Origin of the sequence: Flavobacterium sp. DG1-102-2 (assembly GCF_033042555.1) — a bacterium.
Lineage (GTDB): Bacteria > Bacteroidota > Bacteroidia > Flavobacteriales > Flavobacteriaceae > Flavobacterium.
This window is the reverse complement of record NZ_JAWLIK010000002.1, coordinates 134,506-161,453: the sequence shown is the minus strand read 5'-3', so window position 1 is coordinate 161,453 and position 26,948 is coordinate 134,506. Positions and strand designations below refer to the sequence as shown.

23 protein-coding genes and 1 pseudogene are annotated in these 26,948 nt (G+C 40.7%); 14 read left to right on the top strand and 10 right to left on the bottom strand.

Annotation, left to right across the window (positions count from 1 at the left end):
• Positions 1-32 precede the first annotated feature (32 nt).
• The 5 genes from R1T16_RS04010 to mgtE all read left to right on the top strand — a co-directional run bounded on the left by R1T16_RS04010 (position 33) and on the right by mgtE (position 5,128).
• Positions 33-740, top strand: coding sequence for a hypothetical protein (locus R1T16_RS04010; protein ID WP_317499787.1), 708 nt, complete (start codon positions 33-35; stop codon positions 738-740).
• Positions 741-743: 3 nt separating this feature from the next.
• The gene (locus R1T16_RS04005; protein WP_317499786.1) at positions 744-2,522 is read left to right on the top strand and encodes a tetratricopeptide repeat protein; all 1,779 of its coding nucleotides are present in this window, start codon (positions 744-746) and stop codon (positions 2,520-2,522) included.
• Between the two features lie 130 nt (positions 2,523-2,652).
• Entirely contained in the window at positions 2,653-2,970 is a 318-nt protein-coding gene (locus tag R1T16_RS04000; protein WP_317499785.1) for a DUF4286 family protein, read from the top strand.
• A gap of 36 nt (positions 2,971-3,006) precedes the next feature.
• On the top strand, positions 3,007-3,786 hold the full coding sequence (gene rsmA / locus R1T16_RS03995; protein ID WP_317499784.1) for a 16S rRNA (adenine(1518)-N(6)/adenine(1519)-N(6))-dimethyltransferase RsmA: 780 nt from the start codon (positions 3,007-3,009) through the stop codon (positions 3,784-3,786).
• Positions 3,776-5,128, top strand: coding sequence for a magnesium transporter (gene mgtE / locus R1T16_RS03990; protein ID WP_317499783.1), 1,353 nt, complete (start codon positions 3,776-3,778; stop codon positions 5,126-5,128). The genes rsmA and mgtE overlap by 11 nt, the downstream gene beginning before the upstream one ends.
• 9 nt (positions 5,129-5,137) lie before the next feature.
• Here mgtE and R1T16_RS03985 read toward each other — a convergent pair whose 3' ends face one another.
• Complete coding sequence (locus tag R1T16_RS03985) at positions 5,138-6,136, bottom strand: hypothetical protein (protein WP_317499782.1); 999 nt, start codon at positions 6,134-6,136, stop codon at positions 5,138-5,140.
• 148 nt (positions 6,137-6,284) lie between these two features.
• On the opposite strand from R1T16_RS03985, the pseudogene R1T16_RS03980 reads away from it, so the two are divergent.
• Both R1T16_RS03980 and R1T16_RS03975 read left to right on the top strand, forming a co-directional pair.
• Positions 6,285-7,229 (top strand): annotated as a pseudogene (locus tag R1T16_RS03980) (2-hydroxyacid dehydrogenase); the annotation flags it as partial.
• A gap of 540 nt (positions 7,230-7,769) precedes the next feature.
• Positions 7,770-8,159, top strand: a complete 390-nt coding sequence (locus R1T16_RS03975; RefSeq protein WP_317499781.1) for a DUF805 domain-containing protein — start codon at positions 7,770-7,772, stop codon at positions 8,157-8,159.
• Between the two features lie 70 nt (positions 8,160-8,229).
• Here the strand turns inward: R1T16_RS03975 and R1T16_RS03970 are convergent, their stop codons facing one another.
• The 9 genes from R1T16_RS03970 to panC form a co-directional block, all read right to left on the bottom strand.
• Positions 8,230-9,093: a T9SS type A sorting domain-containing protein gene (locus R1T16_RS03970; RefSeq protein WP_317499780.1), complete on the bottom strand. Its 864-nt coding sequence runs from the start codon at positions 9,091-9,093 to the stop codon at positions 8,230-8,232.
• 257 nt (positions 9,094-9,350) lie between these two features.
• On the bottom strand, positions 9,351-10,703 hold the full coding sequence (locus R1T16_RS03965; protein WP_317499779.1) for a PQQ-dependent sugar dehydrogenase: 1,353 nt from the start codon (positions 10,701-10,703) through the stop codon (positions 9,351-9,353).
• Positions 10,704-10,811: 108 nt separating this feature from the next.
• Positions 10,812-12,440: a DUF4139 domain-containing protein gene (locus R1T16_RS03960; RefSeq protein ID WP_317499778.1), complete on the bottom strand. Its 1,629-nt coding sequence runs from the start codon at positions 12,438-12,440 to the stop codon at positions 10,812-10,814.
• A gap of 68 nt (positions 12,441-12,508) precedes the next feature.
• Positions 12,509-14,503 carry a biosynthetic peptidoglycan transglycosylase gene (locus R1T16_RS03955; protein ID WP_317499777.1) on the bottom strand — a complete coding sequence of 665 codons (1,995 nt, stop codon included), beginning with the start codon at positions 14,501-14,503 and terminating at the stop codon, positions 12,509-12,511.
• Between the two features lie 13 nt (positions 14,504-14,516).
• Positions 14,517-15,878 carry a DNA repair protein RadA gene (gene radA / locus R1T16_RS03950; RefSeq protein ID WP_317499776.1) on the bottom strand — a complete coding sequence of 454 codons (1,362 nt, stop codon included), beginning with the start codon at positions 15,876-15,878 and terminating at the stop codon, positions 14,517-14,519.
• Between the two features lie 154 nt (positions 15,879-16,032).
• Complete coding sequence (locus tag R1T16_RS03945; protein ID WP_317499775.1) at positions 16,033-17,178, bottom strand: alpha/beta hydrolase; 1,146 nt, start codon at positions 17,176-17,178, stop codon at positions 16,033-16,035.
• 43 nt (positions 17,179-17,221) lie between these two features.
• Positions 17,222-18,181, bottom strand: coding sequence for a lysylphosphatidylglycerol synthase transmembrane domain-containing protein (locus R1T16_RS03940; protein ID WP_317499774.1), 960 nt, complete (start codon positions 18,179-18,181; stop codon positions 17,222-17,224).
• A gap of 2 nt (positions 18,182-18,183) precedes the next feature.
• Positions 18,184-18,534, bottom strand: coding sequence for an aspartate 1-decarboxylase (panD, locus tag R1T16_RS03935; RefSeq protein ID WP_317499773.1), 351 nt, complete (start codon positions 18,532-18,534; stop codon positions 18,184-18,186).
• A 13-nt stretch (positions 18,535-18,547) separates the two neighbouring features.
• Positions 18,548-19,393: a pantoate--beta-alanine ligase gene (panC, locus tag R1T16_RS03930; protein WP_317499772.1), complete on the bottom strand. Its 846-nt coding sequence runs from the start codon at positions 19,391-19,393 to the stop codon at positions 18,548-18,550.
• A gap of 108 nt (positions 19,394-19,501) precedes the next feature.
• Here panC and R1T16_RS03925 point away from each other — a divergent pair, with 108 nt between their 5' ends.
• From R1T16_RS03925 to R1T16_RS03895, 7 genes are all read left to right on the top strand, one after another.
• Positions 19,502-20,308 (top strand): glycogen/starch synthase, encoded by an 807-nt coding sequence (locus R1T16_RS03925; protein WP_317499771.1) that lies wholly within the window; start codon positions 19,502-19,504, stop codon positions 20,306-20,308.
• Between the two features lie 19 nt (positions 20,309-20,327).
• Positions 20,328-21,998: a DUF4270 domain-containing protein gene (locus R1T16_RS03920; protein WP_317499770.1), complete on the top strand. Its 1,671-nt coding sequence runs from the start codon at positions 20,328-20,330 to the stop codon at positions 21,996-21,998.
• Positions 21,999-22,006: 8 nt separating this feature from the next.
• Entirely contained in the window at positions 22,007-23,854 is a 1,848-nt protein-coding gene (glmS, locus tag R1T16_RS03915; RefSeq protein WP_317499769.1) for a glutamine--fructose-6-phosphate transaminase (isomerizing), read from the top strand.
• Between the two features lie 117 nt (positions 23,855-23,971).
• The gene (locus tag R1T16_RS03910) at positions 23,972-24,697 is read left to right on the top strand and encodes a hypothetical protein (protein ID WP_317499768.1); all 726 of its coding nucleotides are present in this window, start codon (positions 23,972-23,974) and stop codon (positions 24,695-24,697) included.
• A gap of 19 nt (positions 24,698-24,716) precedes the next feature.
• Positions 24,717-25,277 carry a DUF3828 domain-containing protein gene (locus R1T16_RS03905; protein WP_317499767.1) on the top strand — a complete coding sequence of 187 codons (561 nt, stop codon included), beginning with the start codon at positions 24,717-24,719 and terminating at the stop codon, positions 25,275-25,277.
• A gap of 107 nt (positions 25,278-25,384) precedes the next feature.
• Positions 25,385-26,008 (top strand): hypothetical protein, encoded by a 624-nt coding sequence (locus R1T16_RS03900; RefSeq protein ID WP_317499766.1) that lies wholly within the window; start codon positions 25,385-25,387, stop codon positions 26,006-26,008.
• A 51-nt stretch (positions 26,009-26,059) separates the two neighbouring features.
• The gene (locus R1T16_RS03895; RefSeq protein WP_317499765.1) at positions 26,060-26,827 is read left to right on the top strand and encodes a zinc-dependent peptidase; all 768 of its coding nucleotides are present in this window, start codon (positions 26,060-26,062) and stop codon (positions 26,825-26,827) included.
• The last annotated feature ends 121 nt before the right edge of the window (positions 26,828-26,948 follow it).

Here is a 26,948-nt window from a genome sequence, read left to right as displayed (position 1 = left end):
CCGCGTTTGACATTATAAAAGGTTGCTGCCGTATGAAAAAACTAATTGCAGGTATTCTTTTTCTCACCTCGTTTGCTGCTTTTGCTCAAAGTGAAACGTTAGTGCCGTCTCACGGTAAGGACACGCTTGCTTTTGTGCCTAAAGGATGGAAGATTATTGCGAGGGCAACAGGAGATATTAACAAAGACGGAGTTGACGATGCCGTACTGGTCATAGAGGATACCAAAAAGGAAAACTTTATAGAAAATGAATCGCTTGGCGAAAGGGTTCTTAATACTAATCCGCGATACCTGTTGATTCTTTTTAAAGACAGTAAAGGCTATAGCCTTGCAACGATAAACAAAAATTTTATTCCGCCCGCTAACGACGAAGATTCTTCGTGCCTTGCCGATCCCCTTTTGCAGGACGGCGGGATCTCGATAAAAAAAGGCGTACTTTTAATAGACTTTCATTATTGGCTTAGCTGTGGCAGCTATGGTGTAAGCCATGATTGCTTTAAGCTGCGCTGGCAGGACGGCAGGTTTGTGCTTATAGGCTATGATGGCAGTGAGTACAGCAGGAGCCTTGGCGATGAGTCTTCGGTAAGCATTAACTTCGTTACAAAGAAAAAAGAGGTGATAACAGGAGGTAATCTGTTTAACGAAGATCAAAATAAGCCCAAAAGGGTTTGGAAGACAATAAAAATCGATAAATTTATAACCTTACAGGATTTAAACAGGTCTACTGTAATTGATTTTTAGATTATGAAAAAAATAATAACCATTATAGCCTTTTTCATTTCGGTTACGTTGTTTGCACAAAATGAGCAGCTGGCCTACAATTACTTTGAAAAGGGAGAGTTTGAAAAAGCCCTGGCAACCTATCAGGACCTGGAAAAGAAACAGCCTAACAACACCTTTTTTATCCAGAAGATAGCGGCCTGTATGCAGCAACTGCAGCAGTATGCCGAAGCAGGTAAATTTTTGAATGATAAACTTTCAAGGACAAACCAGCCTTTGCTGTATGTAGAGATAGGGTACAACTACCAATTGCAAAAGGACATTGGCAGGGCAGACAAAAATTATAATCTTGCCATTAAAGCTGTCGCTGATAATCCTAACAATGTGTATTCTGTTGCCGGTGGTTTTGAACAAAAAACGCTTCTTGAATATGCTGTTAAGACCTACAATGCAGCAACCACAGCCAATAAAAATATGAATTTTGACTATCAGCTTGCGCTTATACAGGGGCAGCTTGGTAATACCGAGGCTATGATCGAGAAACTGTTATCATACGCCTATAACAATCAGCAGAACCTTGTGATGGTGCAGAACCAGCTCTCGCGTTTTATGACAGATGAAGTTAGCGAATCGTTTGTTGCATCGCTGAGAAAAGCATTGCTGCTTAATACCCAAAAGACACAGGACATTTTTTGGAACCAGTTCTTAAGCTGGTTTTTTGTACAGCAAAAAGATTACGGCAAGGCATTTATACAGGAAAAAGCCATCTTTAAAAGAGATCCTGATACCTTTATTAATATCGTGAACCTTGCGCATTATGCCATGGATGAGAAAGAAGAAGCTACTGCACGTGAGATATTGGCATTTATCCTTACAAATACGGATGAGCCCAGCCTTAAAATGCAGGCACAGTTTGATATTCTTTCAATGGATATTGCCGTGGCCCAGGAAAAAGACTATCCTGCGCTGAAACAGCGTATTGATGCACTGCTGACAGAATTCGGCGTAACGCCTTATTCGTTAGACCTGCAATTGCAGAAAGCCGATTTTGAGGGCTTTCATCTAAAGAATACAAAAGCGGCTACCCAAACCCTGGATAATGCACTTAAACTGCAGCTTAACAAATACCAAATGGCTGAGGTTAAAATGAAACTCTCCGACATATTGCTGTTGGATGAAAAATTCAATCAGGCGATCATTTATTATGCGCAGGTAGAAGAAGACCTTAAAAACGATGCCGTGGGCCATGAAGCGAGCTTTAAGGTAGCGAGGACAAGTTATTTTAAAGGTGATTTTGACTGGGCTCAAAAACAGCTAAAGGTGCTTAAGTCGTCGTCTTCGCAGCTTATTGCTAATGATGCATTAGAACTGTACCTGCTTATTATTGACAATACGGTAGAAGACAGCACGCAGACTGCGCTTAAAAAGTTTGCCAAAGCCGATTTTAAGCTGTATCAAAATAAAAAGGCAGAGGCTCTAACCACGTTTAAAGAACTTATTGAGAAAGATAATACCCAAAGCATTAAAGATGTTACGCATCTGCGCCTCGGTAAGATATACGAAAGCCAGGGGCAGTATGACCTTGCGCTGCAAAACTACCAGCAGATCATTGATAAATACAAAGAGGGTATCTATGTAGATGAAGCACTTTTCTTCTCTGCAGAGATCTATAACGAAAAGCTGGCCAATCCTGAAAAGGCAAAAGAGCTCTATGAAAAAGTGATCTTTGAACATCAGGACAGTATTTACTTTGTAGAAGCCCGTAAACAGTTTAGGCTATTGAGGGGGGATACGAATAGTTAGTGCTGTGATGCTCTGTAAAACCTTTATGTATCTCTGTGGTATAGTTTATAGTACTCAGTAATTAATTGTAACTTTGCATTGGCTATTGTTCAAAACAATAACCGAATTCCCAAATCAAACAAGATTCACAATGATAATATATAACGTAACCATAAATATAGACGAAAGCGTTCATGATAAATGGCTTTTATGGATGACCGAAAAGCATATCCCTGAGATATTGGCTACCGGTAAATTTATAAAGGCGACACTTGTAAAGGTGCTTATCGTGGAAGAAATGGGAGGTACTACCTATTCGGTACAGTATTTTGCAGAGAGTGCAGAAAAACTTGAAGCCTATTATGAAGAGGACGCTCCCCGTTTTAGGGAAGAAGGTGCAAAGCTTTTTGCAGACAAGATGCTTGCCTTTAGGACAGAACTTGAGGTACTGAAAGAATTTAACGCTTAAATAAGCCGCCCCGGCCTGTTGCTGCGGGCTACAATTATGGATAAAGTAAAAGCCAAAAAACATCTTGGGCAGCATTTCCTTAAAGATGAAAGCATAGCAAGAGATATTGCCGATGCACTTAGCCTTAACGGTTACAAAAAAGTACTTGAGATAGGCCCCGGTATGGGCGTGCTTACCAAATATCTTTTAGAGAAACCTGTTGAGACCTATGTAATCGAGATCGATACCGAATCGGTAGACTATCTTAATGCACATTACCCAAAACTACATGGGAAGATAATATCTGAAGATTTCTTAAAGTACCACATCGCTAAAGATTTTGGCGACGAACCTTTTGCCATCATCGGTAACTTTCCGTACAACATATCTACGCAAATCGTTTTCCGCACGCTGGAGCTTCGCGACAGGATACCTGAATTCTCGGGTATGTTCCAGAAGGAAGTAGCAGAGCGCATCTGCGAGAAAAAAGGCAGTAAGACATATGGCATACTATCGGTACTGGCGCAGGCATTTTACCATGCCGAATATCTTTTTACAGTAGATGAGCACGTGTTCAATCCACCGCCAAAGGTAAAGTCGGGTGTACTAAGGCTTACGCGTAAGGAAGATTACCATTTGCCCGTAGATGAGAAGCTGTTTTTTACAGTAGTAAAAATGGCATTTAACCAGCGCAGAAAAACCCTTCGTAACAGTTTAAAAACATACAACCTATCCGATAATTTAAAGGAAGATACTATCTTTGACCTCCGTCCGGAACAGCTTTCGGTGGAGCAATTTATAGATCTAACGCAAAAAATAGCGGCGAATGGAGTTTAAAATCAGCAAGGATTTTATTGCTCAGATAGAGCAGTATATAAGTGAAAATCGTGAAGAGCAATTAGTTACATTGCTCGAAGATATTCACTATGCTGATATTGCCGAGATTATGGGTGAGCTGGATAACAGCGAAGCCAGCTATCTTTTCCAGATCCTTGACAGCGAGAAAACAGCAGAGATACTGCTTGAGCTGGACGAGGAGATACGTGAAAAGATATTAAAGGACCTTTCTCCAAAAGAAATTGCCGAAGAGCTTGATGAGCTTAGCACCGATGATGCCGCCGATATTATTGCCGAACTTCCTGAAGACAGGAAAGATGAGGTAATACAGGAACTTCTGGATGCCGAGCACGCCAAGGATATCGTGGAGCTGCTTCGTTATGACGAAGATACCGCCGGTGGTCTTATGGGTAAGGAGCTTGTAAAAGTGAACGAAAACTGGAACGTGCTTACTTGTGTAAGGGAAATGCGTGTCCAGGCAGAGAATGTGCAGCGCGTACATTCTATATATGTTGTAGACGATGATGGCAAGCTAAAAGGCAGGCTTTCGCTAAAAGACCTTTTGGTTACTTCTACCAAGGCGCCTATCAGCGACGTTTATATCCCAAAAGTGGATTTTGTAAAGGTAACCACTCCCGATGTGGAGGTAGCGCGTATTATGCAGAAGTATGACCTTGAAGCCATACCTGTAGTAGACGAGCTTGGCAGGCTTGTAGGTCGTATTACCATTGATGATATCGTAGACGTTATCAAAGAAGAAGCCGATAAGGATTACCAGCTGGCTGCGGGTATCTCTCAGGACGTTGAAGCCGATGACAGCATCTGGGACCTTACAAAAGCACGTTTGCCATGGCTTATACTGGCACTTCTTGGTGGTTTTATCAGTGTAAAGGTGCTTGGTATTTTTGAAGGTGCCATGGAGAACCATAAAGAGCTGTTTTTCTTTACACCACTTATTGCCGCTATGGCAGGTAACGTGGGTGTACAATCGTCTGCGATCATTGTACAGGGACTGGCCAATAACAGCATTAGCGGTTCGTTATGGAACCGGTTGGTAAAAGAAGTACTGCTTACCTTGCTTAATGGGTCTATACTTGCAATAATATTAATATTGGGAAGCCATTTCCTGCTTGATGTAAGTTACGATGTAGGTTTAACGGTGAGTGTGTCACTTATATCAGTAATCGTGATAGCATCGCTTATAGGTACGTTTGTGCCTATCCTGCTTAATAAATTTGGCATTGACCCCGCTTTAGCTACCGGGCCTTTTATTACCACAAGCAATGATATTTGCGGTATCCTTATTTATTTTTCTATCGCCAAGATTATTCTTGGGTTTTAACCTCTGTAATTACCTTTTCTTCTTTTTTCCTGCGATTTTCTTTTCCTTCTTTTCGGGGTAAGAGAAATGTATCTCTATTTCGCGTATTACGGCATTGCGAACTACATACCTAATCAGTCCTTCATTGTTAGAAAGGTTAACCTCGTACGTATAATAATTTGTAATCGCACTAAGCGGGGCATCCCAATATTGTAGTGATGTAGAGTTGTCATATTTGCTGCAAAGCACTTCCTCGCTATCGCCTATTTTTATGCCATCTACATTGAGCATACTCATTGGCGTATGGTTATTTGAATACGTATTTGTTGTCACTTTGCTGAGTTTTCCGCTGTCTTCGTCAAAGCTGAACTGCATATTGTCTATGCTGTACAGCTTATCTATTTTCATTGGCTTCCCTATGTCTAAATACATGGTATCTGTGGTGACTACATGAAAGAATTCAATATCCTTTTCAAACTGTTTACGATTTAACCCATAAAAGGATTTTTTATGCAGTGTAATAGCTGCAGACGAAATAGAATCCACTTTCCAGGCCTTTATCTCAGAGATGAAATCCCTTTTAAAGAAGCCGGCGACATCTTTTGGGAACAACGAGGTAATATAATTTTCGGGGGCAGTGTAGTACGCTTGTTCGCTTACCGAATACACAGCTTTATGCCCGGATGTTGTAAAAATGGTATCCTTGTGGGTGTTTACCTCCACTATAAACATATTGGGCACCAATGCCGTTTTGCCCACGGCTTCCTGCCCGCAGGTACAGGTGTCCTTCTTCCATACCTGCGATTCCTGTTTTAATTTTATAAGATTGTAGGCCAGTGTGTCGCTGTACGATTCCATAGCCTGTATGTAATGCCCCGTGCGTTTGAGCCTTTTAGCATAATTCAGGATATTGCACGGGCCTATTTCATCGGTATTGGCGAGCCTGTAGGCCGTGACTTTTGTGTAGTTCTTATACTGCTGTGCGTTGCAAATGCAGGCAAGCAGCAGCAGGTAAATGAGGTATTTCATTAGGGTAGTTGGTTTGGTTCTACTAAAATAGTGGTTTTATCTTACAATGTAACTGTAAGCATTACATTATATTCTGCATTTATCAAATTCAGGTTTACGCTGTTTGCTTAACTTTGTAGTGAAGATAGTAACCACTATAAGGAAAACCATGAACCCAAACCCCAAAGTACTCCACATAGACAGCAACAACCCAATTTTGTGGAACCAGCTGGAACAGGCCGGTTTTGAAAATGAAGCCGACTATAAATCGACTAAGGCCGAGATAGAAGCTAAGATTGCCGGTTATAACGGCATCGTGATACGCAGCCGTTTTGATATAGACAGGCAGTTTCTGGATGCGGCTACTAATCTTCAATTCATAGCCCGGGTAGGCGCAGGCCTTGAAAGTATCGATTTTGATTATGCCCAGAGCAAAGGCATCCATCTTATCGCTGCGCCCGAGGGTAACCGTAATGCGGTAGGAGAGCAGGCATTGGGTATGCTGCTGTCGTTATTCAATAACCTGAATAGGGCCGACAGGCAGATACGAGCCGGGCAATGGATACGCGAAGGCAACCGCGGGCATGAGCTGGATGGTAAAACCGTAGGTATCATAGGATATGGCAACATGGGGAAATCATTTGCCAAAAAGCTTCGTGGTTTTGATGTTGTAGTGTTGTGTTATGATATAAAGCCTTTTGTGGGTGATGCTAATGCTAAACAGGTTTCGCTCGAAGAATTACAGCTTAGAGCCGATGTGCTTAGCCTGCATACGCCATGGACTCCCGAAACCAACAAAATGGTAAATGCCAACTTTATCAATGCTTTTGCAAAACCATTTTGGCTGATAAATACCGCGAGGGGCAAAAGCGTAGTAACGCAGGATCTGGCCGATGCATTGCAATCGGGTAAAGTGGTAGGTGCTGCCCTCGACGTTTTGGAATATGAAAAACTATCGTTTGAACATCTTTTTACCGATGGCGAAGTTCCTGCTGCTTTTCAGTATTTATTAGATTCGGATAATGTGCTGCTTTCCCCACATATTGCAGGGTGGACGTTTGAAAGCCACGAGCGCCTTGCACAGGTGATAGTAGACAAAATTAAGGCTGTTTATTTTGGGCCTGCCGAGACTGCTGAAGAAGAAATAGGCGTTACAGGAATAGGTGGTGTATTCTTTAAAGCTAATGATCCTGCTAGGCTAAGAGAGTGGTACGAAAAACACTTAGGGCTAAACACTGACCAATATGGCTGTACCTTTTGGTGGAAAGATAAAAATGGTAATGATGCGTCTACACAATGGTCGCCATTTGCGGCTGACACCAATTATTTTAATCCTTCGCAAAAAGATTTCATGCAAAATTTCAGGGTACGCGACCTTGATGCACTTTTGTTAAAATTAAAGGCGGAAGGTGTAATAATTGCAGGTGAGCCTGAAGCGTATGATTATGGAAAATTTTGCTGGATAATAGACCCGGAGGGCAACAAAATAGAATTATGGCAGCCAGTTGATAAGGCTTTTTTATAAGGTTAAATTTACGGTTCTTGTTAAAATGTGTTTATAATTTTAAATAAAATTATTATTTTAGCTTTATTATAACCGGAGTAACCTGAAAATCCTTAAGAGTAGGGGCAAATCAACACAAAAACATTTATTATGATCGATTGGTACTTAAAGGTAGTCAGAGATAACTACGCAAATTTTTCGGGCAGAGCCAGAAGAAGCGAATACTGGTATTATGCACTATGTAACTTTTTAATCAGTCTTGTGCTTCAGGTTGTAGATTATTTTATTGGATTTGGACTTTTAGGAGGTATCTACGGCCTTGCAGTTCTTGTTCCTGGTCTTGCAGTATTTGTAAGGAGGCTGCATGATGTTAACAAAAGCGGCTGGTTTATTCTTTTGTTATTATTGCCTGTAATCGGTTGGATATGGTTACTAGTTCTTCTGTTTACTGAAGGTACGGTTGGCCCTAACCAATATGGTGAAGATCCAAAAAGGCCTTACAGCGAATTTGATCAGATAGGTAAAGAAGAAACTTTCTAAGAACCTTTCTAAAAATATAAAAAACCGCGCCCCTAGGAGCGCGGTTTTTCGTTTATAATTGGTCGTTGGATTACTGTTTTATAAACTTAGTGTTATATACTGCATTGTCAGATGTTGTTTTTAAGATGTAAACACCATTGGCAAACTGCGCTGTATCTATTTGTGATGCATTTGCTGCCGACTCATACATCAGCTGGCCTGCAATGCTGTAAACAGCTATAGCTTTAATATCTTTGCCTGTTGGTAAATTGATAGTAAGTATGTCTTTTACAGGGTTAGGATACACCGACACGGCATTTTTTTGAAACTCCTCGTTAGCAAGTATGCTGCATTCTGCCGTTAGCTCATACAGCTGCTCCAGGTTTATAAGCTGAAACCATCCCCCATCTGTAGATCCCATGGCAAGTGATTCGCCTACTACGCCTTCGCCGGTTTCATAATGCGCAGTGCTTCCCCAGGCGTTAGCGTCTGACAGTACACCCATCCAAAACCTGCCGTCTACTTCGCTGCCGCTCAAAACGATTGGAGTAGCCAGGGTTACATTAATATTTCTGATATAAAAATCATGCATTTCATCATAGGCAATTACTTCAAATTCACCTACTGTAGTATCGGTCACATCAAATAATGCCTCTCCCGGAATAAGTCCCGGTGCAACTTCAGGATCCTCCGGCGTGCTGTAAACGTTACTGTAAAAGCGGAAACTAATAAACGTAGGAACGAGTTTACTTGCCAGTGTTACCTTAATATGTGTTATGGTGATCGTCTGATCTGGAGCTATGGGAATATCGGCAGCGGCCTTTTGCCCATTATTACCAATAATAAAGGTTCCGTTCTGTTCTTCGGTGTCATTAATAACAAGTGTGTTGCATTCATGCTGTGCATACCCTGTCAAGGCGGTCAGCATTAAAAAAGTCAGGTAAATTTTTTTCATGATAGTTAGATTTTAATGTAAGCCTAAACTTACTGTCATATATCTGAAAAAAAATGGATGTCTTAAAATTTCCTGATTATAAGTGTTAATTGTTTGACAGAAATAATGTTACATAGCTATTTTAAGTGTTTGATATTCTTTTAAGAGGTTAAAATTAAACGATAGTCAACATTGATGCCGTTTAGGGAGTGTACCGTATACAAAAAAAGCGTTTGGAACTACTTCCAGACGCTTTCTCTAATGGCACTAAATGCAATTTATCTTATAATAAGCTTTCTGCTGAATTTAGCTTCGGGAGTATCTATAGATAATACATAAACACCGCCCTGAAGTTTAGACGTGTCAATTTCAGAGTTGTTACCGTCAATATATTGTTCCAGCACTACCTGTCCGCTTATGTTTGCAATACTTGCCGAACCGCCGCCCATACCTTCTTTGCTGCTTATGAACACCTGGTTATTTGCAGGATTGGGGTACACTGCAAAAGGGCTGTTGGCAAACTCATTGAGGCCTGCAGCAGTGTCTGTAATTTTATAAACGTTACCATTGCCTCCTGCAATGTATAGCTCGCCGCTTGAATCTTCTCCAAAAGTGGTAAATCCGCCTTCAAACGTTCCTGCCCACGAGAGGATGTTATCTGAGCCTACGTAGCCAATTTCGCTGGTGCAAAAATCGGCAAAGAAATACTTACCAGAAAAATTAGGATAGTTTGTACCGTGATAGACATAGCCGCCGGTAATAGAGCATCGCGATGATCCTGCATGAAGATATTGCGCCGTAGGGCCCGTATATACTCCAATGTCAGAACATTGTGAAGTGTCAAATTCCTGATCGCCTTCATAACACTTCCATCCGTAATTAACACCGGCTGTTGTAGCAGGCATTTTGTTTATCTCTTCAACTGCCCCCTGGCCAACATCTGCAATCCACAAGTCTCCATTTTCGTCAAATGAAAACTTCCAAGGATTTCTTAGTCCGTACGCCCATATCTCATCGGCACCATCTACATTAACAAAAGGATTTGTCGTTGGTATATACGGCGCAGCTGCATCTACATCCAGCCTCAATATTTTACCTAAAAGCAGGTCAAGGTTTTGAGCCCTGTTTCCCGGGTCACCGCCGCTTCCGCCATCACCCATTGCAATGTAAAGATATCCGTCCGGGCCAAAACGAAGGCAGCCGCCATTATGGTTTTCAAAAGGCTGCTCAACAGTAAGCATTACTACAGCAGATGCTGGATTGGCAGTATTGTTATCCATTTCGCTTTTAGAGTAACGTGCAATGACTGTACTTCCATCTGTGTTGGTGTAATCAATGTAAAAATAGCCATTGGCCGCATAATTAGGGTGAAATGCCAAGCCTAAAAGTCCGCGTTCTCCCGTAAAGCTTATAAGAGAAGACACATCAAGAAAGTCGTTGTCATTTACTGTTCCATCGGCGTTGAGTACCCTTATATGGCCGCTTTGCTCAACGACAAAAAGCCTGTCGTCTCCGGCATTTACAATCTCTGTCGGACTCTCAAAATCTGATGCAAACAATTCAAGTTCTATGGTCTGTGCTGAGGCTATTCCTGCAAAAAAGAGGGATAGCAATAATAGTTTTGTTCTCATAGCATTTAATGTTAATTGGTGTTTATAACTTAATTCTTACTACAAGTTACTGCAAGAAAATTACAACAACAGCCTGATTAACATAATATTATACTGATTAACAAAACATTACAAATTGTCAACATTCCTATTTTTTGGGTGTTTTACCCTGTAGCTCAGTCTCAACTTTTTACTTTCACCGGGCTTAAGGTTAAGTTCCCAAGTAAGCAGTCCTGATTCCTGATCTACTTTTGCGCCATCGCTTTGCAGAAGTGTGGTTTCTATTTCTTTATCGGTGCTTATAGGGTACTGGTCTTTAACGGAAATCTTAGCTGCTTCTTTTTTATTGTTGCGGATAATGATATCATAAGTAAAAGTCTGCTCCCTGCCCGATGACAAGAATTTAGACCCTGACTTCTCGGCTACTTTTTCGCGCTCTATAGAGATCTTTTTATCTCTGCCCATGCTAAGGCTTAACGTATCTGTAGTTTGCGACGGGTTAATATAGGTCTTGCCGATGTACATACCCTCAAAAATGATATTGGCTTCGCCCTTAAGCAGGTTGTATTTAGAATAATCGTCTATTTCGGCCAGTAAAAAGGCATCCTGCTCCAGCTTAGGTACGGCATAATGCCTGTAAGTGGCAGGTAGTTTTATCTCTTTAAGGGTAACACTGTGCTGTTTACCATTAGATAACACGTCATACGGCAGATCAATATCGAACGAGATATTCATTTGGTGTTCCGTAATTGTAGTATAGTTAGAGATGTTTGATTTATCAAGGCTCATTTCTCCCGTAGAGATTTCCAGTCCGGGAACCTGTCCCTGCAATGTCTGTATAAAGTTGGCATTTGGCTTTGCTTGTATAATAGTGTCTTTATATTTAAAATTATCTGCCAGGCTCAGGAACCAGGCGCTTAGTTCAGGGGCATAGCTGCTCTGGTTGGGCATTCCGCTGGAAAGCGTAAGTTTTACCTTTTTCCAGTCTACGCCTGTTTGCTGTATTACCTGTGCCTTATACAACATATTGATAGGTGTTGTTGTATTGTCTGCCCTCAGGTCATAAAATGGCGTCCAGGAAGCATTGCCTGTAAGATAGGTTATATCAAGGTTAGTGCTTTGGGGCACATCGCTCATTACCTGCAGCACCAGTTTACCTAAAGAAGACTTCTCTTCCTTGCTGGCATTTATCTCAAGCCTGCTTTTAAGGTTGGCCAGTTTCTCGTTAAGCTTCTGTTCTTTGGCATAAAAAGCATTAATCGCATTTGCGGTTTCGGTGCGTTTTGTTTTGTAATAGTCTACCATTTTCATCAGTTCCGCAACACTAAGCCCCGATTGCTGCCCGTAAACCTGGTTGTTCTTATCCAGTAGTTCCAGTGTTTTTTGTTCCGATGTTTTTTGATTTACCACCACTGCCAGTTCTTTTTCAACAAGCTTTATGCTGTCGCGCACTTTTTTAATGGGAGGCGATGTTTCGTCAGGTTCGTATTCAGAGATATAATCTCTCGTGAATTGCACTGATAATACCGTAACATTTGCCGGAGCACCTATCTGTACCGTATTTTCGTTAAGGTAGTTGGCTACATTTTTAATTACAAGTTCTGATGTGCCTGACGGCAGTGTTACCGAAGCCGATTGTGTTATCTCGGCAGCATTAAAATAAACGGTGGCCGCCTTTACTTTTGCAGTAGTAAATACGGGCTTTTGAGCTACTGCCACAGCAGAAACCAAAAAAAGCAGAAGGGAAATCTTTTTCATAAAGTTACGTCTTTACTACTATAGATTATCTTTCTGCCTAAAAGGTTGGGATGCCCCGTAAATATTTTTTAGAAAGCGCGTTTACCAAGATTCATAAAGAAGTCTTTTACGCCTGTGGTATCGTTTTCAAAAGGATTGATTGGCTTAAGCCTTATCCTTCCCCTTGCACGGCCTGATACATATATTTGCCCTGATTGCGCGATAGTATCTTCTGGCGAAATAAGCCCGCGCCTCAACATAATGTTTTTAATGTATTGACTGTGTTTTACTGCATGCGGTTTAAGGTTGCCCTCGTCGTTAAACTGCCACATAAAGCCTTTAGGCCTTGGGATGATGCTTGCAAGGTATACGCATTCGTCAAGGGTAAGCTGGTTTGGGCCCTTATCAAAATAATAAGAGGCTGCCTCGCCAATACCGTACACGTCAGGACCCCACTCTATAACGTTAAAATAAACCTCAAGCATACGTGATTTGCTTGCAATATGGTTGTTCTCTAATATATAAACCAATAATATTTCCTCCAGCTTGCGCGAAAGGGTTTTCTCTCTGGTAAGGAAAACATTCTTAACCAGCTGCATACTGATTGTGCTTGCCCCACGTGAGAATTTCTTCGTCCTGATATTCTTGATGATAGACTGTTTAAATGCCTCGTTGATGAACCCGCTATGCCTGAAGAACGATGGATCTTCGCTGGTAAGTACTGCTTTTTGCAGGTACGGCGAAATCTGGTCCATAGGGGTGTAGTAAGGATTAGACGAGGTAAGCGAAACCGCACGCTGTGCCCTTCCGTTCTCTATGGCCCTGTATGTAAATCCTGAGTTTAACTTGGCAAGGTCTGCCGCGCCATATTTTGTAATGGTAAAGCCGTCTTTTTTCAGGCTGCTGTCAAACACAAGCTTATTGGGCTTGTTCTTGTTGTACATAAAGTCAAGGTTGTAGCTAAAACTGCCTTGGGCTTCCATACCTTTAAAGTTGGTAAACAAACCGTCAGGAAGCGATACTATGAAATCCTGCGCTGCCATTTTAGGAATGCGTGCCTTCATTTCATAAATAGTGTCTTCTTCCACACTGTATTTTAAGAACGGGTGTACTTTTATCTTATTCAGCTGCATCGTAGAAGTACTGTCCAGCGCCACAAAATCGGATCCGAAAAGAAAGCGGTAATCAAAACGCGCATCGTCTATAACCACATCCTGGTTAGCAATACGCCTATGGTTTACCATAAAGTTCTTTATAGATGCATAACCGTCCACATGCAGCTCGCCGCCATCCATTTCAATCTTGTCTACGTTTACGTGTATCGCATCAAAGCCAGACTTCAGTCCGTAGCGTTCGTTGATAAAAGGTATCTCGATGCGGGTGGTATCCGTATTAAAAAAATCAAGGTCACATTGTTTGTTACGCGGGTCGGCAAAACCTTTTACCTTCCAGTTCTGCGCTACATCTTTACCGTTAACGGCTATGGAAGATTCCAGTTTTTTGTCGGCAAGGTTAAGTTCTTTCAGCCTGAGGTTAACCTTCCTGCCCATGTCGTCAAGGCGAAGGCTAAGGTTTTTAAGGTTCATGTCGGTAGGGACGAGATTTAGGGCACGGTTAAGCAGCCTGTACGCTCGCGATGCGTAATCACGGCTATTACTGTCATCCTCTTCTTCGTCGTTATTCTTGTTCTTAAGGAACGCGTCAAAGTTCTTTCCGTTTGCATTTTTTACAAACTGCATATAGCCATCCTTCATCTCCAGCGTACCCAGCTGAATGTCGCCTGTAAGCAGGTGCATTAGGTTAATGCTGGTCTTAAGTTCTTTTACATTTAGCAGGGTGTCGGCATTTTGCGGCACAAGGGTAATGCCTTTCATCTCAATGTTAGAAAGTCCTTTAAAACCTGCCTCCTCAACAACAAATGAACTGTTGTAATCGGTCGTCATTTTGTTAGATATCTTGGTAATCACCTTTTCCAGCACGGTATTGCGGAAGGCAAAAAAAGATATCACCGAAATGAGGATGATGACAATAAGTGTTGTTAAGATTATAAGGGCTATCTTTTTCCCGCTTCGTTTTTTTCGCATTGTATATAATTGTCTAACCAAACAAGTGGCCTGCTACATCTTCAATCTTCGCTACCAGCCTGATGTCAATTAGTGTGTTTTTTAGTGAGATCTTGTTGTATTTAGATACAAAAATAGTAGAAAATCCTAACTTTTCTGCTTCCAGTATGCGCTGTTCAACCCTGTTTATGGGGCGTATCTCTCCGGATAGGCCTATTTCTCCTGCAAAACAAAAATCTTTGCTTACTGCAATGTCTTCGTTAGATGATAGTATGGCTGCCACGACAGCAAGGTCTATAGCAGGGTCGTCTACATTTATGCCTCCTGTAATATTAAGAAAAACGTCTTTTGCACCCAGCCTGAAGCCTGCCCTCTTTTCTAGCACGGCAAGTATCATGTTCAGTCTTTTAGCGTTATAGCCTGTTGTAGAACGCTGCGGTGTTCCATATACTGCAGAACTTACCAATGCCTGTATCTCTACCATAAGCGGACGCATGCCTTCCATGGTTGTGGCAATGGCAGTACCGCTTAATTCTTCCTCTTTATGCGATATCAGTATTTCCGACGGATTGGCAACTTCTCTCAGTCCGCTGCTCAGCATTTCATAAATACCCAATTCGGCAGTAGAGCCAAAACGGTTTTTAAGCGAACGCAGTATGCGGTACACGTGGTTACGGTCGCCCTCAAACTGAAGCACGGTGTCTACCATGTGTTCCAGTATCTTAGGCCCGGCTATGCTCCCGTCTTTAGTAATGTGGCCTATCAGTATAACGGGCACATTGGTTTCTTTGGCAAATTTTATAAGTTCGGCAGTCGTTTCGCGTATCTGCGATATGCTTCCTGCCGATGATTCTATAAAATCGGTGTGCAGGGTTTGTATCGAATCTATAATTATTACCTCAGGCTCTATGGCCTCGATCTGCTTAAAGATATTCTGTGTTTTTGTTTCGGTAAGTATAAAGCAGTTATCGGCCGACGGCGTGATCCTTTCGGCACGCATCTTTATCTGCTTTTGGCTTTCCTCACCCGATACATATAGTGTGCGGTAGGGCAGCTTAAGCGATATCTGCAATAGCAGCGTGCTTTTTCCTATACCCGGTTCTCCGCCTAAAAGCGTAAGCGATCCCGGCACAAGCCCGCCTCCCAAAACACGGTTAAGCTCGGAATCTCCGGTATTAAGGCGCACCTCGGCAGATGAGTCTATCTCATTTATGCGCAAAGGTTTTGCGGTTCTTTTAGTTTCGCCTGTAGACGGCTTCCAGGCTTGTTTTTCTTCTTTTTGTATAACCTCTTCTACAATGGTATTCCATTCTTTGCAGGCATTGCATTGTCCCTGCCACTTAGAGTACTGGGTACCGCAGTTTTGACAAAAGAAAGAAGTTTTAAGTTTGGCCATTAAATTGTAAATCTTTTAGAGGAATCAAAAATAAGTAAAAGGATGCAGTTTAGTGCATATGTGTTGGCGTCTTAACATAGTTTAGCCACGAATTACACTAATCGCACAAATTATTTATTCGTGGCAATTGTTGCAATTTGTGGCTATTCCTAATTTATTTAAGATTATCTGCTTTTTCAAGCATCATGTCTTTTGTATAATCGCCTACTTCGCTGTTGCCGTAACCCTTCATGTAAGCGTTGATGGCCTTTTTGTTTTCGCCCATCTTTTCATAGTAAAGGCCTGTGTAATATTCGGCAAAAGTAGTTTTAGGATAGTTTTTAGAAGCAACGTCAGACAGTGCTTTAAGTTCTTCATACGCACCATTCTTTAAAATAGCGGCTTCTATAGCCCTGAAGTCGTTAATCCTTACAGGGATCTTAACGCCAAGGTCTTTTTGTATAACGTCATATTTAGCTTTAAGGTAGTCTACATAACCATTTTTAAGGGTTACAATTTTTTCCTGGTATTCTATGCTTGTTATCGGCTGGTAGATAGAGAAGATATGGTACAGTGCCTGCGGAATGGCAAAGGTAACCAGTGAGTAATGTGACGCGCCTTTAAAGTCGTCAAAGTAATATTTAGTTGCAGGGTTAGATGATTTTTTAATATTCTCATCAAGTGTTTTTATCTTCTTCTGCATTTTCATTACATCGCCATCGGCAGTTGCCAGATAGTAGTAAACAGGCGTTTTTATGGCAGCAAGCCTGTCTGCCAGGTCGCTTTCCATCTCTTTAGGCAGTTCAGGACTAAGTGCGATATATGCGCTGAATATTGGGTTCTCTTTGTATAAAAAGAAGTTCATGTAGCCGGCAGTAAGGTCGTGCCCCGCAATTATTTTAAATGGAGAAACCCTGTATTTTTTTTCAACAAATGGCATTGCCTCGGTAACCATGAAGTCAAAGAATTTTTCTCCAAATTCATCCGGTAGTCCGGTTTCTTTGTCAATACGGCAGTCAGTCTTGCGCTCGTTGTTCTTGTTTTGGTTAATGGCAACTATTATTACCTCCGGCAGGTCGTTCCAGTATTCTGTATACGATAGTGTTCCTGCAAACGGGTCAAGAAGGTAATCGCCGTCAAGCAATACCAGTAACGGGTATTTTTTATTCTTGTTGGCAGGCGCATCATACGATGACGGGGTTATAACGGTAATCTGCCTTTTTGTGTTTAGTTTTTCAGACTGTATGTCTTCGTTTGTCCTCTTCTGCGCAAACAGGGAGGCGGTAAAAAGGAATAAGAATAGTAAGGAATTGTTTTTCATTGCTTTGCTGGTTTTTGGTTGAAAACGCAGGGCAAGGTAGCAATTATTTGCGTTTATAAAGTAAAGGCAATAATAAAAAAGAGAGGCCTCCTAATATGATTATCAATCCTGTTTGTGAGACCCACACTATTGAACCAAATGCAAGGCCGGCAGTCTTAGGTACGCTATATACCACAAGGATATTGGCAATAGCAACAGGAAACCATCCGGTTCCGCCATTTGTAAAAGTAATTACTATACTGCCTATAACGAAAGCGGTTATTACTGAACCAAAGCTAAGGGATGCGGTTTCAGGCAGGGCATATATTGTTACATAAAACATCAGTACATAGCTAAACCAGATGTAGAACGAAAGCAGGAGAAATGGCCACTTATTTGGCATTTTAAAAACACTCAGTACACCTTCTGTAAGGCCGGAAATCCTGATCTTTAATTTTTTAAGCCATTTTGCACGGGAATACATGTAGAAGAGTATAGCTCCAATAAATAGTATGCCGGCAATCATGCCGTAAAACAGCAATTTTTGAAAGGGGATATCAATAAGATAAGCTTTAACAACTTCAAATTGAAAGGCAACTGTGGCAATAACTACTGCTACAAGGAGAATAAGATCTATAATTCTTTCTGAGATAATGGTGCCGAAAGCCTTATCAAAAGGTACTCCTGCATATTTGTTAAGTACAACGGCACGGCTTACTTCTCCGCTGCGCGGTATAAGCATATTCATTACATAAGTAATGCACACAGCACTGAACTGTATAGAAAACGGCGCGGTATAGCCGATGTGTGCCAAAGTGTATTTCCAGCGGTAAGCCCTGGCCCAAAAGCCTGTAATGCCTATAAGAACCGAGATCCATACATAAAGGTAATCTGCGGTCTTAAAACTTTGCATCAGTTCATTACGCTGCTGTGGCGTATACTCGCCGTATACATATATAATTAAAAAAACTCCCAGGATCAGTGGGAGTACTATGCTTAAAAATTTACTTATTTTCTTCTTCAAACCTACGTAAGGGAATTGTCTTTTTCGTTAGGGAATACCAGTGTAGGTTTAAAGCTCTTGGCTTCTTCAAAATCAAGTATACCGTAAGATATGATGATAATGATATCGCCACGCTGTACCTTTCTTGCCGCAGGTCCGTTTAGCGTGATGTCGCCGCTGTTCCTGTTACCTTTAATCGCATAAGTCTCTAAACGTTCACCATTGTTGATGTTAACGATAGATACTTTCTCACCCTCAATAATATTAGCTGCTTCCATTAACGCTTCGTCAATAGTTATGCTGCCTATGTAATTTAAATCAGCTCCAGTCACCGTAACACGGTGAAGCTTGGACTTAACAACTTGAATTTGCATAGGGCAAAGGTAATCAATTTAATGAAATATTGTCAATTAACCTAACATTGCTTAAAAAAACAGCGATAAAGCCCCTGTATTTTTTGTTTTCCTTAGTGTTTGCTGGTACCAGGTCATCTTCGGCAGTGATCTCAAAATAATCCATACTAAACTCAGGCAGCGCTTCAAAAGCATCATAAACGTATTTTTTAACATTTTCAACGCTCTCTGTAGCAAACAGTTCTCTTGCTCGGCTAAGAATTTTATACACTACTGCTGCCTTGTCTTTGTCTTCTTCAGAAAGGCGTTCGTTTCTTGAGCTCATGGCAAGTCCGCTGGTTTCACGGCTTATTGGGCATCCTATGATATTGATGTCCATTCCTGTTTTTTCAACCAGCTTTTTTACGATTTGCAATTGCTGAAAATCTTTTTCGCCAAAGTAAGCGTTTGTTGGAGTGACAATTTCAAACAGTTTTTTAACGATAGTGCCTACGCCGTCAAAATGTCCCGGGCGATGGTTTCCTTCCATTTGGTGTTCCAATCCGTCAAAAGAAAAATGACCGGATACGGTGTTGCCGTCATACATTTCGTTCACCGAAGGGGCAAAAACCAGTATTTTATCGCTTACGGTTTTTATTTTTTCAACATCGGCATCAAGTGTGCGGGGGTATTTTGTAAGGTCCTCAGGGTTATTAAATTGAGTAGGATTTACAAATATACTTATAACCGTAATATCATTTTCCTGTACCGACTTTTCCAGCAATGACAGGTGGCCTTTGTGCAATGCCCCCATTGTAGGAACAAAACCTATTGAAGATTTGCTGCTTAGGTGGGCAGATAATTGCGCAATTAAATCGGCTTTATTGTTAAAAATGAGCATCTGTTTCAGATTAAATATCAGGGCAAAATTAATATAATAGTTACATAATGCGCAAAATTGTTTAATTTTGCATGTTTTTACACCAACAACTAAATACAAGTTTTACACATGGAGGATAAGAGGATATTATATGTATCATCTGAAGTAGTGCCCTATCTGGCTGAGAATGAAGTGTCTTTAATGTCGTATGATGTGCCAAAAATGATTAATGACCAAGGTGGGCAGATAAGAATTTTTATGCCCAGATATGGTAATATTAATGAGAGGAGACATCAGCTTCACGAGGTAATACGCTTATCAGGAATGAATTTGGTGGTAAACGATATGGATATGCCGCTTATTATTAAAGTTGCATCTATACCAAAGGAGAGAATACAGGTTTACTTTATTGACAACGACGAATACTTTAAGAGAAAAGCTACATTTAGCGACGAAGACGGGGTGCTATATCCTGACAACGACGAGAGAGCTATCTTTTTTGCTAAAGGTGTCGTTGAGACTGTTAAGAAGCTTAACTGGGTACCGGATATCATACACGTGCACGGATGGCTTGCAGGAATGCTGCCTGTTTACATGAAGCATTACTATAAAGACGAAGCGCTTTTTGCCGATACTAAAATAGTTACATCTGTATACAATCAGGGTTTTGACGGTACACTGGATAATGACATGCTTAAAAAAGTATTGTTTGATGCGGTGCCGGAAAATGATGTAAAACTTCTTGAGGTGCCTGATTATAATAATATCATGAAGGTTTCTGTAGCGCATTCAGATGCGGTTATCATAGCTTCAGAAAACCTTTCTGACGATTTAGTTAAGTTTGTTGAAGCGTCAGGAAAACCTTTCCTTCCGTATGTAGGCAAAGATAAATTTGCAGAGGCGTATACTAATTTCTATAGAAATCAGGTTTTATAGTAAATCAAAAAAATATATAATGACGAATAGTTCATTTTTTAAGAAGCTTTTATTTGCTCTCAGCGTTGTGTTCTTTGTTTCGTGTGATAAGGATTTTACAGAAATAGGATCTGATATCGTAGGTGACGATCTTCACAGCACTACAACTCCTTATTATGTAGATGTTACGGCTTATGACAGGCCTATGGGTGCGGTGCAGTCTAATAACCTTACGCTTAACCAGCTGGGTATTTTTGATAACCCTACCTTTGGTAAAACGGTTTCACACTTTGTAACGCAGCTTGAAATTCCTTCGGGAAGCCAAAACCCAACGCTTTATAGCCCGGTTATCGACTCTGTGTATATATACATACCTTACAATAGTACTGTGTCCGGTTCTGAAACTGATTCAGAGGATACCGGTACGAGAACGCTGTATACTTTAAATTCTGTTTACGGAAAAGCAGATGCTACCTTTAAACTTGAAGTATATCGTAACGGATTTTATCTTAGGGATGCAGATCCTGCCGCTACAGATAAAATACAGCGCTACTACTCTGACGATTTTGCTATGGTAGAGAACCTTAAGGTGGGCGAGCCCCTTGTTACAGTTGATAAATTTGGATTTAGCCCTACGGAGATAAAACGTAAGGCCGATCCAAGAGGTACAAACGATGACGGATCGCAGCCAACTTTACAGCCAACAAAGCTTATAGAAAGAAAAGCGCCGGGTATCTCCCTTGATCTTGACAAAGCAGCGATGCAGGAAGCACTGTTCGGAACGACTAACAGGGGTAACCTTTTAAATAATAACCTGTTCAAGAATTACTTTAGGGGGTTGTACTTTAAGGTAACCCAGGATGGAGATGCTGTTGCTACAATACCTAAATTTTCTGAAGGGATAGTTACAATTAAATACCACGACAAAACAGTAGGTATTGATGGAAACCCCACAGAGATTTATGCCGACAAGACCCTTACATTAAACATGACGGGGAATACTATCAACTTTTACGAAAACACTGGAGTAAACGAGACATTTAACAGCGCAATAACAAATTCTGATGCTGTAAACGGAGACAGCAATCTTTACGTTAAAGGCGGTGCAGGTTCTATGGCGATAATAAACATTAATAAAGAAGGCCTGGAGGCACTTGACTCAAGAAAAACAGGCGGGCAAAAAGTGCTTATCAACGAAGCAAACCTGGTTTTCTATGTCGACCAGTCTAAATTAGGTACAGCCACAGCGCCATTAAGGGTATATCTCTATAATTTAAGGACTAAGCAGCCACTGTATGATTACTCGGCAGATGGTACTACGGTTACGGGAAATACAAAATATAATAAGTACATCCATGGCGGTATACTTGACACTATAAAAGATCCTGTAACGGGAGTTTTAAGGCCAAGGTATAAAATAAGGCTTACCAACCACATTAACAGTATCGTAAACAGCGATTCTACAAACGTAAGGCTGGGGCTAGTGGTAACAGAAGATATAACCGTTGTTACAAACGGAAGATTAAAAACACCATTTACAGAAGGTGTTGAAAATAATCCCGATAATCCGGGTGATTTTGCGAATGTTAATATGGTGCCTATATACTCGGTACAACATCCTTTTGGGACTGTACTTTATGGCAGCAATGTTCCTGATTCTGACAAGGACAAAAAAGTTAGACTTGAAATTTTTTACACTAAACCTAATTAATCAATCATATGTGCGGAATTGTAGGTTATATAGGAAGCCGTGAGGCTTATCCGATTATTATCAAAGGGCTTAGAAGGCTTGAATACAGAGGGTATGATAGTGCCGGAGTTGTTTTGTATGACGGTAATGATCTGAAACTTTCTAAAACTAAAGGAAAAGTTTCTGACCTTGAAGCAAGGGCAGAAAAAGAAATATCGTTAAATGGTTCTATAGGTATAGGCCATACGCGCTGGGCTACACATGGTGTGCCTAACGACGTGAATTCTCACCCGCATGTCTCTAACTCGGGCGAGCTTGTAATAGTGCATAACGGTATTATAGAAAATTATGAGCCGCTTAAAAAGGAGCTTATAAAAAGAGGATATGTTTTTCATTCTGACACCGATACAGAGGTCCTTGTGAACCTTATAGAGGAAGTTCAGAAGAACGATAACCTAAAACTTGGAAAAGCTGTTCAGGTAGCACTTAACCAGGTAGTAGGTGCTTATGCAATCGCAGTTTTTGACAAAAAGAAACCTAATGAAATCGTTGCGGCACGTTTAGGCAGCCCGTTGGCAATTGGCGTAGGTAAAGATGAGTTCTTTATCGCATCTGATGCTTCACCATTTATCGAGTATACTTCAAATGCTATTTATCTTGAAGACGAGGAGATGGCGATCATAAGGCTTGATAAAGCGCTTAAAATAAGAAAAATTAAAGATGACTCTCTGGTAGATCCTTATATTCAGGAGCTGCAGATGAACCTTGAGCAGATAGAAAAAGGCGGTTACGACCACTTTATGCTTAAAGAGATCTATGAGCAGCCAAGTGTTATAAAAGATACGTACCGCGGAAGGCTTATTGCTAACCAGGGACTTATTAAAATGGCGGGTATTGAAGATAACCTTCAGAAGTTTGTAAATGCCGACAGGATACTTATCATTGCCTGCGGTACTTCATGGCATGCCGGCCTCGTGGCTGAGTATATCTTTGAAGAGTTTGCACGTATACCTGTAGAGGTAGAGTATGCATCTGAATTCAGGTACAGAAATCCTATCATACGCAAATCAGATGTGGTTATAGCAATTTCACAATCTGGTGAAACGGCTGACACCCTTGCAGCAATTAAGCTTGCTAAAGAACAAGGCGCATTTGTATTTGGTGTATGTAACGTAGTAGGTTCTTCAATCTCCCGCGAAACGCATGCCGGTGCTTATACCCATGCAGGCCCAGAAATTGGAGTTGCATCTACAAAAGCATTTACTACACAAATTACAGTACTTACGCTTATCGCGCTTCGCCTGGCGCAGGCTAAAGGCACAATGAATAACTCAGACTTCCACAGATACCTGCAGGAGCTTGAGCTTATTCCTGAAAAAGTTCAGGAAGCGCTTGAAACAAACGATGTAGCTCAGGCTATTGCTGCTGTTTATAAAGATGCGCCTAATGCACTTTACCTGGGCAGGGGATACAACTTCCCTGTAGCGCTTGAAGGAGCATTAAAGCTTAAAGAGATATCATATATCCACGCAGAGGGTTATCCTGCAGCAGAAATGAAACACGGGCCTATTGCCCTTATAGATGAGTCTATGCCGGTATTCATCATCGCACCGCAGCAGGAGCACTATGACAAAATTGTGAGCAACATACAAGAGATAAAATCAAGAAGCGGAAAAATAATCGCTGTAGTTACAAAAGGAGATACACAGGTTAAGGCTTTAGCAGACCATGTTATTGAGATCCCAGCAACGTCAGATGCTTTATCGCCGTTATTGACTACGATTCCGTTACAATTGCTTTCTTACCACATTGCGGTAATGAGGCAATGTAATGTAGATCAGCCAAGAAATCTTGCAAAATCGGTTACTGTAGAGTAATTGAATTTGTATTCCATAATTAAAAGCAGTTAAGAATTTCTTAACTGCTTTTTTTGTTTTCGGATATTTCCTACGTTTGCCCGGTAATTCAAATAAACATTAATCCAACCATCACTAATGAAGAAATCAATCCTTTTTGCCGTTCTATTTCTAGCTGTCGGCACTTTTGCCCAAAACAAATTTATTGAAGTGGAAGTAACCGATACAATTTCGCTCACGCCGCTTAGCTATAAGTGCAATCTTTATGTAGATACATACGACTACGATATGGTTGTTGAAGCAACTCCTGTTGATATTGATGGTACGGCCACGGCCACTCCGGATAACAGCGCCTATGACAATTATGATCCTTTAGCGGCTGAAGAAAAAATAAAAAATAAGATTGAAGGCTTTAAAAAAATGCTGGAATCAAAAAAGTTCAAGGTGCTGCCGCTTGATGAATCCGGTACGGATGCTTTCGGAAAAAGAAGGTATGACCAAACAGGTTTTACTGTGATAGCTAACAGTAAAACCGAATTACAGACGCTTAAAGAACTTATTGAGCCAAAGAAAGAAGTGACAGCTTCGGTGAGTATCCTAAAATACGCCGATGAACAGAAAGCAGATGAAGTGCTTATCAAGAGAATTTTAGACAGGGCCAAAACAATGGCGGCTGTTATAGGTGCGAATTCAGGCTTAAAACCGGGTAGGATAATAGAAGTTAAACAGGGAAAACCGGGCGCTGAACAGGGGATATCTGAACTGTATTCGCAGATACTGAAGATGGGAAGCTATGGCCAGGGTATTGATACAACTCCGCCAACGAAGTCTAAAACATTTATAGTGAAATTTAGCGCTGAATAATATCGCGTTAGAAAAACATATGAGAAATTTTATAGGTTTAGCTGCGCTATGTGCAGTAATTTTTGGTTGCCAGGGGAATAAGCAGAATGAAAGTGTTGATACCGCGACCGGTACTGATTCTTCCATGGTAGTGAAGGAGAATGTCGATGTAAAAGCAACATCAGATTCGCCCGGTGAGCTTTATGCGACTACAGCGTTGAATTTTATCAACGGTTATGTTGAAGACTGCAACAAAGAAAAGAACTCAAAAGGTGTTGTTGAATGGGTTGCCGCAAGTCCTTTAGCTACCAACAGATTAAAGCGCGAACTTAAAACGATGGTTGATGAGGCTTTTAAAGAGGACCCTGAATTAGGGCTGGATGCCGACCCAATATTTGATGCGCAGGATTATCCTGAAGAGGGATTTGAGTTGGAATCGTTAGATGAAAAAACCGGGTATGTTGTGGTAAGGGGTAAAAAATGGAAAGAGTTTACACTGACATTGAAACTCGTTAACGAGAACGGTAAGTGGCTCGTTGACGGCTGTGGCATTGTTAATATACCTCCTGATAGAACAAGAATGTATGTAGATAGCCAGTAAAAGATAGGATTTTAAACCTTTAAGAAAACTCTTAAAGGTTTTTTTGTATGTTTATTTAATATTACAGATTAGTTGGATTGAGGATATAACGAATCTATAGCAATTTTATGGGTAAATATAGAAATCTAATAATAGCATCGTTGATTTTCTTTGTTTTGGTAAACACAACATATTATTGGGAAGGTGTGATGGGAGGGTTTGCAATAATTACTCTTCTGCTAATGGTTATTTATTTTATAGTTTTGGCTATTTCATTACTTGGTCAGACTTATTTTGCAATAAAGGAAAGATTGCAGAATAGGCAGCGGCTTCTTTTTATTGGGTTGATGACAACTGTTTTGACTTCGGCTTTTTTCTTTCCAAAGGGAATTGTGGATTTCGAAAAAATTGAAAGTGACATTGTTCTTATTGCCGAAAGCGAAGGTGTTGCTAACTGTATGACAACTTTAAAGTTAAGGCAAAATAACACATTTAAAAATAGGGAAGTATGTTTTGGGATTGCCGAGAAAACAGGAACGTACAGAATGAAAGGGGATACTATTTTTTTTAAAAGCAATTCGTGGGGAAGGGGGGAAAGAGATTTTTATGAGTTTGCAGTATTAGAACGGAGGAAATCAAAAAAAGAAAAATATCTCGGCAGGTTGGTACAGTTTAAAAACAAATCGGATACAAGAGGAATATCTTTGGTAATAATTAAAAATAATCTGGATGAATCGGTTACGGTAGAGTAATCATTTTTATTAACTGATTTCCTTCTTATCTTTAGCTACAAATAATCAAGCATGTATTTTCTTATCTTTCTTATAGCGGCAGTGCTTGCCGGTTTCTATTTTTACTATAAATCAAGGCCTGAAACGGCGAAGATTTTTCCGGCAGAATGGGAAGGCCTTTTGCAAGAGCATGTACGTTTTTACCGTAACCTGCCTAAAGAAAAGCAACCCGAATTCAGGAAGCGTATCCTGCAATTTTTAGGAGAAACATATATTGACGGCGTTGAAACTGAAATTACAGATCTTGACAAACTACTGATAGCCTGTAGTGCGGTAATACCGGTTTTTGGGTTTACCGAATGGCATTACTTTAACCTGACTGGTGTTTTGCTGTATCCGGATTATTTTGATGAGGATATGCAGTTTGCTGATACAGATAAGGATCGCAACATAGGCGGACTGGTTGGAAGCGGGAGGTTTGAAAGAAAAATGATATTAAGCAGGAGGGCATTACGTCAGGGTTTTGATAATACCACCGATAAAAGCAATACAGGAATTCACGAATTTGTTCATCTAATCGATAAAATGGACGGGTCTACAGATGGTATTCCTGAAGATTTGCTGGGGCATCAGTATGTTATTCCATGGGTAAACCTGATGCATAAAAGCATGGAGGAGATAAATGATGATGAATCGGATATACGAAAATATGGAGGCACAAGCCAGGCAGAATTTTTTGCTGTTGTATCGGAATATTTTTTTGAGCGTCCAGATTTATTAAAAAACAAACACCCTGAACTTTTTGAAATGCTGCAGTCATGTTTTTATCCTAAAGCATAAATTTGTATTTGCCAATACATCAGGTATACGAATTCAGCAATGCAGTTAACTTTCTGATGATAATCTGGCGCGTATTTTCAAAAATCCTGTTTTTTATTGAAAAAAATGCATTTTGGGTGTT

What these genes read in the sequence shown, in the direction of transcription:
- R1T16_RS03920 (WP_317499770.1), top strand. Translation starts at nt 20,328, where the DNA reads ATGACGAATAGTTCATTTTTTAAGAAGCTTTTATTTGCTCTCAGCGTT.
- R1T16_RS03975 (WP_317499781.1), top strand. Translation starts at nt 7,770, where the DNA reads ATGATCGATTGGTACTTAAAGGTAGTCAGAGATAACTACGCAAATTTT.
- panC (WP_317499772.1), bottom strand. Translation starts at nt 19,393, where the DNA reads ATGCTCATTTTTAACAATAAAGCCGATTTAATTGCGCAATTATCTGCC.
- rsmA (WP_317499784.1), top strand. Translation starts at nt 3,007, where the DNA reads ATGGATAAAGTAAAAGCCAAAAAACATCTTGGGCAGCATTTCCTTAAA.
- glmS (WP_317499769.1), top strand. Translation starts at nt 22,007, where the DNA reads ATGTGCGGAATTGTAGGTTATATAGGAAGCCGTGAGGCTTATCCGATT.
- panD (WP_317499773.1), bottom strand. Translation starts at nt 18,534, where the DNA reads ATGCAAATTCAAGTTGTTAAGTCCAAGCTTCACCGTGTTACGGTGACT.
- R1T16_RS03970 (WP_317499780.1), bottom strand. Translation starts at nt 9,093, where the DNA reads ATGAAAAAAATTTACCTGACTTTTTTAATGCTGACCGCCTTGACAGGG.
- R1T16_RS04000 (WP_317499785.1), top strand. Translation starts at nt 2,653, where the DNA reads ATGATAATATATAACGTAACCATAAATATAGACGAAAGCGTTCATGAT.
- R1T16_RS04010 (WP_317499787.1), top strand. Translation starts at nt 33, where the DNA reads ATGAAAAAACTAATTGCAGGTATTCTTTTTCTCACCTCGTTTGCTGCT.
- R1T16_RS03985 (WP_317499782.1), bottom strand. Translation starts at nt 6,136, where the DNA reads ATGAAATACCTCATTTACCTGCTGCTGCTTGCCTGCATTTGCAACGCA.
- R1T16_RS03955 (WP_317499777.1), bottom strand. Translation starts at nt 14,503, where the DNA reads ATGCGAAAAAAACGAAGCGGGAAAAAGATAGCCCTTATAATCTTAACA.
- R1T16_RS03900 (WP_317499766.1), top strand. Translation starts at nt 25,385, where the DNA reads ATGGGTAAATATAGAAATCTAATAATAGCATCGTTGATTTTCTTTGTT.
- R1T16_RS03925 (WP_317499771.1), top strand. Translation starts at nt 19,502, where the DNA reads ATGGAGGATAAGAGGATATTATATGTATCATCTGAAGTAGTGCCCTAT.
- R1T16_RS03895 (WP_317499765.1), top strand. Translation starts at nt 26,060, where the DNA reads ATGTATTTTCTTATCTTTCTTATAGCGGCAGTGCTTGCCGGTTTCTAT.
- mgtE (WP_317499783.1), top strand. Translation starts at nt 3,776, where the DNA reads ATGGAGTTTAAAATCAGCAAGGATTTTATTGCTCAGATAGAGCAGTAT.
- R1T16_RS03905 (WP_317499767.1), top strand. Translation starts at nt 24,717, where the DNA reads ATGAGAAATTTTATAGGTTTAGCTGCGCTATGTGCAGTAATTTTTGGT.
- R1T16_RS03960 (WP_317499778.1), bottom strand. Translation starts at nt 12,440, where the DNA reads ATGAAAAAGATTTCCCTTCTGCTTTTTTTGGTTTCTGCTGTGGCAGTA.
- R1T16_RS03965 (WP_317499779.1), bottom strand. Translation starts at nt 10,703, where the DNA reads ATGAGAACAAAACTATTATTGCTATCCCTCTTTTTTGCAGGAATAGCC.
- radA (WP_317499776.1), bottom strand. Translation starts at nt 15,878, where the DNA reads ATGGCCAAACTTAAAACTTCTTTCTTTTGTCAAAACTGCGGTACCCAG.
- R1T16_RS03910 (WP_317499768.1), top strand. Translation starts at nt 23,972, where the DNA reads ATGAAGAAATCAATCCTTTTTGCCGTTCTATTTCTAGCTGTCGGCACT.
- R1T16_RS03945 (WP_317499775.1), bottom strand. Translation starts at nt 17,178, where the DNA reads ATGAAAAACAATTCCTTACTATTCTTATTCCTTTTTACCGCCTCCCTG.
- R1T16_RS04005 (WP_317499786.1), top strand. Translation starts at nt 744, where the DNA reads ATGAAAAAAATAATAACCATTATAGCCTTTTTCATTTCGGTTACGTTG.